The organism is Pseudoalteromonas luteoviolacea DSM 6061 (genome assembly GCF_001625655.1).
GTDB lineage: Bacteria > Pseudomonadota > Gammaproteobacteria > Enterobacterales > Alteromonadaceae > Pseudoalteromonas > Pseudoalteromonas luteoviolacea.
This window is the reverse complement of record NZ_AUYB01000114.1, coordinates 1-15,035: the sequence shown is the minus strand read 5'-3', so window position 1 is coordinate 15,035 and position 15,035 is coordinate 1. Positions and strand designations below refer to the sequence as shown.

The following is a 15,035-nucleotide window of genomic DNA, read 5'->3' as shown; positions in this document are numbered from 1 at the left end:
CAGTTTTATTATTATTTATTTTGAGCCCATCACTTTATTCAGTGATTCAGCTAGAGTTATCAAGTTATTATTATCAAAAATACTATAGTGATTACCTTTAACCTCTAACGTATTTAGTTTACCGACCAACAGCTCCCAACCAGTGGTAATTTCCTCTGTCGGGTTTTCCAAGGCCTTAATAAGGTTTGCTTGTCCAAGGTATGCGCTTGGCTGATACACTTCAATACTGCGCTTGTTGCTCTTGACTCGATTAAAGTATTGCTTAAGCGTTGATACGTTTGCTTCGATAGGCAATACGTTTTGCTCAACGCCCAGCGCTAGCAACATCGCTATGGCTTCGTCAATCTCCTTGCCTTCTACCTGTACTTGAACGTGCTCAGATACATGTATACCTAGCTCTAAAGCTAGCTCATACAAGGTATAAAGCTCTTCGCTTAGTTCATTACCTTGACGAGGTTTGAAGAAAGTTGGGTTTGCTGAGTCTATTAACGTTAAGCTCTCTACTTCGCCTCCTTCACTGGCGAGTTGCTTCGCCATTTCAAATGCAATAGTTCCGCCCAATGACCAGCCAGCTAAGTGATAACGATTGCCTAAGTTCAATTGTCCGATTGACGAGTTATAGCGAGTTGCTCGCTTTTCAATAGATAAATATGAATCGTCAATCATTTGTACAGCAAAAATACTACCCTCATATTTCACAAGGTTCGCCAGTCCAAAGTATTTTGAAATAGTGCCACCTACTGGGTGGATCAATACCAATGGAGCTAGGTCTGCTGATCCCTGTTTGAGGCATACAATTTCATTGCTTGACTCTGCTGCACTGTGAGCGTTTTGCAAATTCTCAAGATACTCAGCCTGTAGTTTTATATTTGAATGACTATACAAATCAGCAAGAGAAAGCGATATGGAAAGCGCTTTGTTGATTTTTACCTGTAGCCTCACAAAATCTATAGAGTGCCCTCCTTGTTCAAAAAAGCTGTTCTCTATATCAATTTGGTCGGATGGTAAATTTAAAACTTCAGACCAGATTTTTGCTAGTTTAATCTGCACATCCGTCGTAGCTTTATTGACGATACGATTAGCAGCTGACATTGCTTCTTGAGGTGCCGGTAAGCCTTTAATGTCTAACTTTCCATTTACTGTATATGGAAACTCATTCATTAAAATAAACGAATTAGGTATCATGTATTCAGGTAAATGCTGAGAAATCTGGGCTCTAACACGTGCAATAAAACTGGAGTCTGTTTGAGACTGCTCTGAAGCGACGAGATACGCCACTAGGCAAGTACCACCTCGACTGTCTTTCATCGCTGTAACAAATGAAGATTTAACATCATCAACTTGGCACAGCTGAGCTTCAACCTCTCCTAGTTCAATTCTGAATCCTCTTATCTTGATTTGATCATCCATTCGACCGACAAACTCTAGCTCGCCATTTTGCAGTCTGCGCACTAAATCCCCAGTACGGTATAGCTTTTCAGCAGGGTTTAATGGGTTCTGTACAAATTTTTCAGAAGTGAGTTCATCTCTATTTAAATATCCTTGAGTAACACCTTCCCCCCCAATGTATAGCTCACCCACGCTTAGTAAAGGCTGCAGATGCATTTCAGATGAGAGTACATATAGTTTAGTGTTGCGAATTGGACACCCGATTGGTACTGGGCCTGATAATTCCTGTGTATTAACTTCGCCGGTCAAGGTATGTGTTGAACAGCCAACAACGGTTTCAGTTGGTCCATACTCATTAATTATCGCCGAATTTGGCAAATATTTACTCAACCATAGATTTGAAGTCTGGTAGTTAAGTTGTTCTCCACCAACGACAAGCTTATGTCTGTTTTCACTACTTTCACTTCCTTCCATCAACAGAGAGATACCATCTAAGTGAGAAGGCGTCAGTTTGAATATCCAGTCTCCTTGAGATTGAATCAATTCAGCTTTCAATAAAGCTAGTATCTCATTGCTTTCAGGGAGCAATTTCACTGTTTTTCCAACGACTAGTGGAGTGAATAAGGTCGTTACCGTGGCATCAAAGCACAGTGGTGAACTGACAACTCCACCTTGAATGGAATCTCCATCGTATTGCTCAGAAGTATGTTCAAGATAATTCGCTAAACCTTTGTGAGGTACTTTCACCCCTTTCGGGTTACCCGTTGAACCCGAGGTATAAATTACATAAGCAAGATGCTCAAAATCAATTGCTATATCTGGGTTGGCAATTGGTTGCTTAACTAAGAGTGCTTGCTGATTATCATTATCTAGCTCGATAAACTTTATCTTTCCTGTTCGACTCTTTGAGCCAAGCATAAAGTTGCTGTGCGTAATGATATAATTTAAATCAGTGTCTTCAACAATGTACTCTAGTCGTCCCTCAGGCAATGAAGGCTCTAAAGGTACATACGCAGCACCAGTTTTCATAATGCCCAACACCGCTACCATCAAATCAGCTGAACGGTCTAAGCAAACCCCTAACAGACTATTCGGTTTCACACCCAATGCCAGTAGGTAATGGGCAAGCTGATTCGCACGTTCATTCAGTTCTTGGTATGTCAATTCAATCGCCGTAGAGCCTTGTATTACTTGCAGAGCAATGGCACTAGGGCTGGACTGAACTTGAGAATTAAAACGCTCAAGAAGTGAGTTTCCATGCTGATTTTCAGCAAGCGTATCATTCCACCCTTCTAACGTAGAAACCTGATTGTTCAGCAATATTTGTTGTTGCAAGCAACCAACGTTGATATCGCTTAACAATACTTTAAGTGTTTCAACATAGTATTGCGCGATTTCTGAAACATGACTAGGCGAATACAAACTCGCATTGTAGCTAAACAAAATAGCCAGTGAGTCAGTGTCTACCGAGCGTGAAACATCAACCGTAAAGTCAAAGTTAGTATGCTCAGACCCGGTTGAGCCCACGACTTCTAACTCTTTGTTGTCATCAGCTAGCAACTCTTTGAGTACATGGAAGTGGGTATAGTTGAACGTAATCTCAGAAAACTCTTTATCTACTTCCTGCTGGATTTTACTCAGTGGATATCTGCGATACAGCATGCTTTGAGTGATGTTCTCGGCAACCTCTTTTATGTAATCTCGCCAGCTTAGATCACTTAAAACTTGGCCAACAGGTAAAGAATTTAAGAACAGGCCAACTCCCTGCTCAGCCCCTTCATTTTCTGGTCTACCATTAACAGTGAAGCAACTCATAACTTGGTTTTGGCCGCTGTATAATGATAAAACTCGATAATGTACAGCCAGTAATACCGCTTGGACAGGCACACCGAGGTTACTCGCTAACTCAATTATTGGTTTAGAGTATTCTTCAATTCCCTCAACAATAAAGTGCGCATGGCCGTTATTTTTTTCTTCAGACTGTGATTCAGAGATGGGTAATTGCCTTTGCGGTACACCTTCCAAACGCTCATTAAAGAATGCTTTTGCATCTTCGTTATCTAGCACGTCTAGCTCGGCCGCAATAAATTGTCGATAGGTCCAATCGACCTCTGTTGGCTCTATGTTATTGCCACTGAGTAAAGTGCTGTAGTATCGATATAATTCAGTATTAAGAGTAGCTCGGCTCCAGCCATCTAAGATCGAGTGATGGAAGCTTACAATATACTGAAAACTCTCACTGTCTCTTAAAAAGATAAACACTTTGAACAGCGGGCCATTTTCCCAGTCAAAAACATATGTACGGCGTTTGCTAGTCCACTCTGTAAGATAAACGTCTTGTTCGTCTGAGCTCAAATGAGAAATATCTTCAACTTCAAGCGGTAGATCGATGTTTGCCCGCACACATTGCAATGGCCTATCACCATCAAATCGATATGTCGTTCTTAGGATTGGATGGTGTTGAATACAAGCTTCCAGCGCTTTACTAAATTTTTCTTGATCCCATTGATATTTAATATGCTCGCCATTGATGTCATGATACACGCCTTTGAATCCATCTAGCTGACTATGAAAGACCATACCAGACTGTAATTCAGATAATGGATATGCATCCACAAACTCAGTTTCAAGCAATTGTTTTTCATGTTGATTTAACAACTCGAAAGGCTTAATTTGCTCAAGTTCCTCATCTTTACAGCCATGCTCACGAACAAATGCTGACAATTCACGTACGGTTTGGTACTTAAATAAATCTTGTATTGTCAGTGCAATACCTTGCTTTTTAAGTGAGGAAACAATTCGAATAGCAAGAATTGAGTCTCCGCCGATACTGAAGAAGTTATCCTCAATACCCACCTTTTCTACATTGAGTACTTCCTGAACGGTTAGGCTTAATGTCAATTCCAGCTCATTTCTAGGCGCTACATATTCATTTTTACTAACCGACTCTCCAGATGGTTCTGGTAGTCTTTTCTTATCCACTTTGCCATTTGCCGTTAAAGGTAGGCTGTCTAGGAAAATGAACAAGGAAGGGATCATATAGACAGGTAGCAATTCTGTAAGTGTGGACTTGAGTTCAGCTTCCAAACTAAGGTAAGAGTCTCCCGCCTGCGCTTTGTGACTTGAAGCTGGCACAAGATAAGTCACAAGCCGCTGAGATTGCCCGTCAGAATGCGCAATAACAACCACTTCCTGAATACAATCTAGTGATGCTAAGATACTTTCAATCTCACCTAACTCTATGCGATAGCCGCGGATTTTTACCTGATCATCCACCCGGCCAATAAACTCTAACTCCCCCTCACTGCGCCAGCGTACTAAGTCACCTGTTTTGTACAACTTGCCCTCAACACCAAAAGGGTTATCTATAAAACGCTCTGCGGTCAGTTCTTCTCGGTTGATATAGCCTAATGTCACTCCGTTACCACCGATATACAGTTCACCAAGGCTATTTTGAGGCTGCATTTGGCAACTTTCAGAAAGAACATATAGTTGAGTGTTTCTAATTGGTTTACCAATTGGAACATTTAAGGTGTCTTGGCTTTCATTTACGGTGTCCGAGTTAGGAGCCAAGGTGTAAGTACTGCAACCTACAACGGTTTCGGTTGGACCGTATTCGTTTACAAAGGTCGCACAAGGTAAAAGCTCATTTCTCATTGGAGCAAGCGTTTTGAAAGTCAGCTGCTCTCCACCTATCACAATGACATGAGGTGACGGACAGTTAGCGACATCTGCTTTAATATGTGTCAATGCTTCAATATGCGCAGGTGTTATCTTGAAAAGTAAACCGCTGCAGGAATCAAATAACTTTTCTGCCAACATGTCGAGGGTTTGAGCGTGCTCAGGAATGAAGTGTACCTGCTTACCCACCATCAAAGGAGAATACAAAGTCGTCACGGTTGCATCGAAGCATAACGGCGAACTTACCACCGACCCTGAGATCTGCTCATTAATGTAGCTGTGCGTTGCATGATTTAAGTAATTCATTACACCACAGTGCGGTACAACAACCCCTTTTGGCTTACCAGTTGAGCCAGAAGTGTAGAGTACATACACAGGATCTTCTTTGCATACCGCCGTTTCCACGACAATATCATCGAACTCACTTAACCACTGCTCATCTTCGACAGCGTCCTCCATCATGAAAACATCCACGCCACTGATAGATGACTTTTCAATAGAAGGCGCATCATAGATAACAATTTCAATGTCAGCATCTGCAACGATGTACTCTAACCTATCTAACGGCAGTGTGGATTCAAGTGCAACATAAGCCGCACCTGATTTCATAACCCCCAGTAAAGCGATCATCAATGCGGGTGTTCGCTCTAAGCAAATACCGACTTTGGCACCAACTCCTATCCCCATCTCATCTAGATATGCAGATAATCGCTGAGCTCGAATTTCGAGTTCAGCGTAGGTCAACGCATGAGAGTCATCACTTATTGCTATTGCATCTGGTGCTAGACGAGCAGCTTGGCTTATTGCTTCATGGACACACAAATCTTCAATATTGCTATCCACTCCTTTGCCTAGAGCAACTAAATTGTGCTTCTTACTTTCATCAATAGTTGCCAGTTCACCAACGGCTTTTTCTGGGTATTGAATGATCTGAGTTAGTAGCTCTTCGTAACTTAGCGCAAGTGCTTCGATAGTTTGTTCATCAAATAGATCAACGTTATACGTCCAACCAATACGAAACTCACCATCCACTTCAGTGGCAACTACTTCTAAATCGACCTTAGCAGCAGCTGACTCCTGCGCCAATGCTGACACCTTTAAACCAGGTAACTTAAGCTCGCCCCCTTCAGCATTACTGTAACTAAACACTATCTGGAAAATTGGCGAGTGAGAAAGATCTCGCTCAACCCCGAGCTCATCAACCAAACTTTCGAATGGCAACGCTTGATTTTCGAAAGCTGTCAGTATTCGCCCATTATTCTCGGACAATAAAGCACTAAAGTTTTGCTTTGGATCAATCTGGCATCTTAATGCTAAGTTATTGACAAAAAACCCGATTAAAGGCTGAACTTCTGAGATTTCACGTCCAGATACCGGTGTCCCTATCACTACATCATTTTCACAACTATAGCGGCCAATTAGCACGGCAAACACAGTTTCAAGCAATGCAAACATAGACACATTTTGTCTTTGTTGAAACGCCTTTAACTGTTTGATTGTTTGTATTGATAAATGTTGATTAAATGTCTGACCTGCCGACGTTTGAATCGCTGGCCTGACTTTGTCCAATTGCACGTTATGTAATGAAGGAATACCATCTAATTCATTGCGCCAGAACTCCAATTGTTTTTGTACATTGGGTCCCTGTAAAAACTCTCTTTGCCAAGCAGCATAATCAGCGTATTGAATTGGTAAAGGTAATAATTCAGGCGCTTTTTGCTGGTCAAAGGCGGTATATAGTTGCGTAAACTCATTAACCAAAATTCCCATTGACCAGCCATCTGTTGCAATGTGATGCAAGGTGAAGAAAACCACATGGTTTTCTTCATGTTGTTTCACAACCGTCACTCGGATCATTAAATCATGCTCCAAGTTAAAATTGCTCGACACCTCTTGCTTCATCAAATTGTCTAATTCACGCGCTTGAGCTTCCTGTGAGTAACGACTTAAATCAAGCTCCTTTATTTTAAGTGGCGAAGCTTCCTTGACCACCTGCCGCGCCTGACCATCCGATTCAATATAAACCGTGCGCAATATTTCGTGCCTACGAACAATCTCGTTGAATGCACTTTGCAAAGCCTGCTTATTAAGTTTGCCTTCTAATCGGATCCCTGCCGGCATCACAAACTGGCCGCTCTCTGGAGAGAGCTGCTCAGTGACCCATAACCTTTGCTGCGGGTAAGACAGGGCTGCTTGAAGCAGTCCCTGTCGTTTAATGGTAATTTGATTGTTGGCTTCTTTTACACTTGCAAGTTCGGTTAACAAAGCCATTAACTCCGGCTTTGCGCCTTTGATACTGGCTCTTAGTTCATCAGTCATTGCGCCTGGTGGAGATTTAACTTTTAACTTTCCACCATCGATAAAGATCTGAATTCCTTTTTCTTTTGCTGCTTTCAATACTTCTAAAGCCATTTTAAAATTCCTCTTCAAACATTTCTTCGTCTGACACTATGTCTTGCTGGGTTTGTCCAATTAGGTTATGGGCTTCGATTAACTCAGCCTGTTCTTTAATACTGTTGCGTGAATATAGAGATCTCATATCCACATCACTACTAAAGAACTCTTTAATATCAGCCTGTAAACGAACAAACCCTAGTGAATGTCCACCCAACTCGAAGAAGTTTGCTGTCGTACTAATTTGATCTGCATCGATGCTTAGCAAATCGGACCATATCGTCACTAGAGACTTTTCTGTTTCTGTCTCTGGTGCAACATATTCGCCTTGCAAAGCACGGCTATCCGTTGCTGGTAGGGCGCTTCTATCCACTTTACCATTCGGCGTAAGCGGCCATTCATCAACCAGCATAATAACGCTAGGCACCATGTAGTCTGGTAATTGCTGGGCGATACTCGCTTTTATCGCTGAAATAAAGTCTGCTTGAGCATCCTCTGCAAGCGCGTGGCTTGACTTCACATAACCCACCAATTGCTGACTGCCCGCCAGCTCTTTGGCCATCACTAATGCAGAATCAACACCCTCTTGTCTAGATAGCTGAGACTCAACTTCGCCTAATTCAATTCTAAAACCGCGGATTTTAACTTGGTCATCTACACGACCCATAAATTCTAAATTACCATCCGGTAAATAGCGCACTAAGTCTCCAGTGCGAAACAGGCGCTTTGAACTGTTTGGAATAGATGCATCATAGTAAGGGTTTTCAATAAAACGCTCTGTCGTCAATTCAGGAAGATTAAGATAACCGCGCGCTAAACCATCACCGCCGATGTAGAGCTCGCCTTCTGCTCCATGTACACAAAGATTTAATTGACCATCCAACACATATAAATGTGTATTGCCATTAGCACGGCCAATACTCAATGCCGTCTGGGAGTTAAGCTGCCATATCGTGCTACAAATTGACGATTCCGTGGGACCATAAGCATTATAACAAGACACCCCTTTTTCCACCCAAGATGCAATAAAACGCTCTGATAGCGCTTCACCGCCAACAATCGCATGGGTAATATTGCTGAAATCAGCTAACTCAACTGATTCAAGCATCGATGGCGTCATCATGATATGGGTAATATCCTGATACTGAAATAGCGTTGCCATTGGGTTTTGATTATCAGCCAAACGTAAAACCCCTTGAGCGAATAACGTCATATGAACCACCCAAGTCGCCGCGTCAAAACTGATAGACGTCGATTGCAGAAATACCGTTTCTGGTGTTATTTGAAATACGTTCGCGTTGTGAACTACCGTGTTAACTAAGCCAATATGCTCAATCATCACCCCTTTTGGCTGCCCTGTTGACCCAGAGGTATAAATCACATAAGCGAGGTGGTTAGAGGTAAGCCCAATACAGCCTTTTTCAAGATTAATCTTCGGATAGTTCTCTAGTACTCCCTTATCATCGAGGTTGATGATTTGACCTGTAAACGCACCAAGCACATTGGATGCTTGCTCATGGCTCACAATCGTAGTCAGACTCGCATCCTCAATCATATACTCTAAGCGCTGCTGTGGATAACTCGGATCTAATGGCACATAAGCCCCACCGGCTTTGAGTATCCCCAGCATCCCTATCACCATCTCAAGACTACGTTCAACACAGAGACCCACTAAGGTATCTGGGGTCACCTTTTCTATTTCCACTAAGTAATGCGCTAACTGATTAGCTTTTTCATTCAGCTCTTTATAAGTGAGTTCTTTGTCTTCGAATACAACTGCAATACTGTCAGGATTCACCTGTGCTTGTTGCTCAAACAACTCATGGATACATTTATCCTTTGGATAATCCATCGCGGTGTTATTTAGCGTATGAATTAAATGATGCTCTTCAGCATTGGACAGCATCGGAAGCTGTGAAAGGGCGCTTTCTCCTGATGTGGCCTCACTTAGACCTGTCAGCAGACGACATAGATGGTCATTCAGTCGCTGGACATTAGCATCATCAAACAAACCAGCATCGTAGCTCCAATTGATGGCTACTCCTTCATCACTGATATCTATATTGACATCCAAATCAAGCTTAGCGTGATTCAAATCAGATTGATAATGGCTATGGGTATCACCTGATAAAGTCATGGCATCTAGATTGGCATTGTTATCCACCCCATAATCCAGATTAGTAGATAGCATAATTTGGAACAGCGGGCTATGTGCTGTACTTCTCGGAATATTTAATCGCTCAACCAATTGCTCAAACGGTACATCTTGATTTGATTGCGCTCCTAAATGCACGTGCCTGATATGCGACAGGTAGTCTGATAACGTGTCATGCTGAGTGCTAACTCTTAGTGCCAAAGTATTCACATAAATACCAGCTGGTGCATCAAGCCCGGCTTGCATCTGATTCGCCAGCGGCGTGCCTATTACAATGTCACTCGAATTGCTGTGTCTAGCTATTAATAATGACAGCGCACCATGCAATAACATAAACGTCGTCAACTGATATTGTTTTGCAATCGCTTGTAACTTTTGGCTCGCCTCTGCAGGTAAACTGCCTCTGATTGATGCTTCAACATGAGACTTAGTATCAAGTCGTTGATTGCTTAGTGGTAAGCCATGTACAAGGGGCGCTCCATCCAACTGCTTAGCCCAGTAGTCATATTGCTTATCTAACTGAAGTAAACGCAGAGTCTCTTCATCAAATAAACTGCTGTCGATACTACTGCCATCCAAGTCGCTGGTCATCGCTTTCAAAATACATTGATAGTAATTTGAAAATCTAACAATTTGACTGCGCTCATATACCGCAGGGTTATAGCCGAAGAACAAGAATAACTCTGACCCATCTAGGCTGCGTGAACCATCAACTGTAAAGTCATAGTTAGTATATTCCACACCCGATGAACCCAATGCATCAAACTGTTCTCGATCATTTAAACCTTCGTACACATGGAAGTGTGTATAATTAAACAGCACCTCTGAGAACTCAGCGTTTACATCTTGTTGAATCTGCAACAGTGGATAGCGCCTATGTGCAAGACCCTCATTCATGAGCTCTGCGGTATTGAGGATCAATTCTCGCCAGCTATCTGACTTAAGCTGCATACTTAGAGGTATCACATTTAAAAATAACCCTAAGCCTTGTTCACCGCCTTCACGTTCAGGGCGGCCATTGGTTGTCAAGCCGGTGACTGCTTTTTCAAAGCCACTCATCATAGAAAGTGCTTTGAAATGCGCAGCCATTAGCACTGATTGAATGGGGACACCTAAAGATTTAGCCAGCAAGATTACTTCAGCTGAAAGCTCCTTAATGTCCTCGACACTCACAACATCATGATTGGATTGCTCAATACTACTTTCATTTAATCTAGGCAATTGAGAGACCGGAATATCTGAAAGCTGCTCTTTAAAATAAGCTTTTGCACTATCGTCAGCCTTTGCATCTAATTCTGCTGCAATATAATAACGATATGTCCAATCCGCTTCTGGCGATGCAATGCTCTCACCTGCGAGCAAACGCTCGTAGTATTGATACAGTTCCAAACTGAATGAGGCTCGGCTCCAACCATCAAGCACTGAGTGATGGAAGCTAATGATAAACTCAAATTCATCCTCACTACGTAAGAACACATTAATTTGATACAAAGGTCCGTTAGACCAGTCAAAGACATACTTTTGTCTTTGTGCCATCCAGTCTTTAATTATCTCATTCTGCTTCTCAGATGGATGCTGTTTAATATCCTCTACGACTAATGGCAACTGGATATTTTTGTAAACCTGCTGAATTGGGCGACTACCATTCAAACGGAATCCGGTTCTTAGAATCGGATGACGATCGATACATAGTTGCAAAGCTTGTCCGAAAAGTGATTCATCCCACTCACATTTAACATGCTCAGCATTTATATCATGATAAATGCCATTGAAACCTTCTAGCTGCGTATGGAAAACCATACCGGTTTGCAATGTAGACATTGGATAAGCATCTTCAAATTCATTGCTGAATAAAGCGCGCTCTTCCGGTTCTAAAAGATCAAAAGCTGCAATATTAATTTCTTCTGCAATACCCTGTTCACCTGTTGAGATATTCTCTGCAAGCGCTTCAATCGTCTGCAAATTGAACAAGTCTTGCATGCTGATTTGAATCCCCTTTTCTTTAAGTAATGCCACGATTCGAATAGATAGAATCGAGTCACCACCAATCGAAAAGAAACTATCACGCACACTAATCTTGTCCACTTTTAGTATTTGCTGCCAAACACTACACAACGTTTTCTCGATTGCATTTCTTGGCGCAATGTACTTTTCTACCGACTGCTCTTCTGTGACAAGCATCAATGCCTTTCTATCGACTTTACCATTGGTAGATAAAGGCATGGCCTCTAGCACTATTACTGATGAAGGGACCATATACTCAGGTAGCTGGCTTTTTAACTCATTGGTACATTGTGCAGCTAAAGCAAGCTTATCAGCAGCCAGTTTTTGAGGTTCAGCTTCAAACAATGCCTGCTCAGGAACCACATAAGCAACTAGCTGTTTATTTGCTTCACTCTGCGAGTCTTGGCGCACAAGCGATACAGCTTCTCTTACTGATGAAAGTCCAAGTAGCTTGCTCTCAATTTCGCCTAACTCAATACGATAACCTCTAATTTTGACTTGGTGATCAACTCGCCCAACAAACTCAAGCTCTCCGTCCTCTCTCCAACGAACTAAATCACCAGTGCGGTAGAGTATGCCTGCGGCTATATCAGGAACTGTCACAAAACTATCTCGAGTCTTGCTTTCTTGGTTAAGATAACCACTTGTTACACCGTCACCACCAATATACAACTCACCTATTCCGCCTATAGGGAGGTAATTAGCATCGTCAGACAATACAAATAATTGGGTATTCTGAATCGGCTTACCAATTGGTACTGCCACTTCTTCTTGAACCGCATCAGAAGGTAATACAGTGCAGATACTGCAACCAACAACTGTTTCAGTAGGGCCATATTCATTAACAAACGTGGTGTTTGGCAATAGACCTTCTTTGTAAGGCTTTAAGACTTGCCACGTTAATTGATCTCCACCCACAACTACAACGTGAGGTTGCGAACAAACCTGATCTTTTTGACCCAAGTAAGCAAGTGCTTCTAGGTGCGCTGGCGTGATCTTAAATACCCACGCCTGCTCAGCAAATTTGCCAAACAAATGCTCCGCAAGAAGAGGCAAAGTCTCACTCGATTCAGGGATGAGTTTAACTACTTTGCCGACAACTAATGGGGTTAATAAAGACGTAACTGTGGCATCAAAACAAAGTGGAGAACTGACAACAGCACCGATGGTATCTTCATTGAAATAGACATCACTAGCATGACTCAGGTAATTCAGAACACCTTTCTGTGGTACTAACACACCTTTAGGATTACCTGTTGAACCTGAAGTGTATAGAATGTAGAGGATATCATCATTGGATATCGTGACATTCACGTCAACCCCTTCATAGTCATCCAACCACCTTTCATCTCCATCAACGCCATCCATTGAAAAGATATCTACGCCACTAAACGCTGTCTTTTCCATCACCGGAGTATCAAGTAATACCAACGGAATATCAGCATCTTCAACCATGAAGTCCAGTCGCTCTTGAGGCAAGCTTGGTTCTAGTGCCACATAAGTTGCGCCTGATTTCATCACTCCCAAAATTGCCACTACTAATGAAATAGAGCGATCTAAACAAATACCGACTCTCTCTCCAGATGTCATGCCCATTTCTTCTAAGTACGCCGCGAGTCTGTTCGCTCGCTCGTTTAATTGCGCATAGCTCAGAGAAAGATCGCCACACTGGACCGCAGGCATATTTGGTGTCAGCTCAACTTGCTGTTCAAATATTGATTGATAGCTTGTTTGAGCGTCATACACTCGGTCGGTTGAATTCACTTCATTGAATACAGCTGCTTCAACAGTGTTGAGAATAGTTGCATTCTGATGAGAAGACTCAAGGTCAGACACTATCAGCTCTAGCACTTGTAAGTAGTACTGACTAACCTTCTCAATCCAGACTGAATCAAAAAGTTCGGCGTTGTACTTGAAGAACACGTTAATTTCGTCTAATTCAGGATCTCTTGAAACATCAACGTGAAAATCGAAGTTGGTTTGTTCAAAAGCTGTTGATGCTAAGACTTCCAATGAATCCTGTTGTTCTTCATTCTGAAGCATATTTTTATACACATGGAAGTGCGTATAGTTGAATGTAATTTCAGAGAAATCTAAATCTAAGTCTTGTTGAATTCGAGCCAATGGATAGCGGCGATATTCAATATTTTCCGTAATTTGTGAAGACACAAATTCAATCAAGTTTTGCCAACTTCCTGACACCATATCAAGACTTAAAGGTAGCGAGTTTAAGTATAAACCTAATGCATTTTCGCTTCCCGTAATCTCGGGACGTCCATTTGTTGTGATACAGCTGGTTGCTTTATTGTGACCTCCTAGAATAGAAATCACTTTCAAATGAGCTGTAAACATGATCGACTGAACTGAAACACCCAATGATTTAGACAACTCGATGATCTGGCTAGATAGCGGCGTTAAAGCTTCAAAATGTAAGAAACCTTGATTACGCTCTTTACTTGTCACAGCTGGTTTTAACTTGTACGCACTCAACTGATCCGTGTGCGCATTCTCAAGCTGGTTTGCAAAATATTTACCAACCTCAGGGTCATTGATAGTATCTTGCTCTAAAGCTACATAGTTACGGTAAACCCAATCTGTGCCCGAATTTTCAGGTAAGTCACCCGCTAACACCGCTTGATACTTTTCATATAACTCAGCACTCAATGCTGCTTTACTCCAACCATCCAAAATAGCATGGTGGAAGCTAACCACAAATTCGAAGCTTTCATCACTGCGTAAGAAGATATGAATTTGGAAAAGAGGGCCATTTTCCCAATCAAATACATATTTCTTGTGCTGTTCCATCCACGTTTCTAGATGCAAATCTTGAGATTTCTCATCTAAATCACGTATATCAATAACCTCTAGCGGGGCCTGCTTTTCGCGCTGTACAACTTGAATCGCTCTTTCGCCATTTAAAAGGAAGTTAGTGCGCAATATTGGATGCTGCTCAACAACAGAGTCTAATGCTTGCCTAAATGCATCTTGATTCCACTCACATACAACATGCTCTGCCATAATGTCATGGTATATACCAGAAAAGTCAGACAATTGAGTATGAAAGACCATGCCCTCTTGCAATGAAGACATAGGGTAAGCATCCTCATATACATCGCCTACTACGCTACGCTCTTCTTCCGTTAACTGTGAATATGGAGCAAGCTCTTCTAATAATGCACTTTGTCTGCGTGCAAAACTCAATTCCGACGCACCTTGGTCCGCATGTTCGACAATAAATTCTGCCAGTGATTTCACCGTCTGGTGCTCAAAGATATGTTTGACACTGATATTGATGCCTGCATCCTTCAGTGCTGAAACAATATTGAGCGATAGGATTGAATCTCCACCAATGCTGAAGAAGTTGTCATTTGTTCCTATCTTCTCTAGCTCCAATACCGACTGCCAAATGCTG

At 42.0% G+C, this 15,035-nt stretch carries 2 protein-coding genes; both read right to left on the bottom strand.

Going from position 1 to position 15,035, the window contains the following annotated elements; translation table 11 throughout:
* Positions 1-15 precede the first annotated feature (15 nt).
* The gene (locus N475_RS16090) at positions 16-7,482 is read right to left on the bottom strand and encodes a non-ribosomal peptide synthetase (protein ID WP_063365588.1); all 7,467 of its coding nucleotides are present in this window, start codon (positions 7,480-7,482) and stop codon (positions 16-18) included.
* Position 7,483: 1 nt separating this feature from the next.
* Positions 7,484-15,031, bottom strand: coding sequence for a non-ribosomal peptide synthetase (locus N475_RS16085; protein WP_282955588.1), 7,548 nt, complete (start codon positions 15,029-15,031; stop codon positions 7,484-7,486).
* Positions 15,032-15,035: the final 4 nt, after the last annotated feature.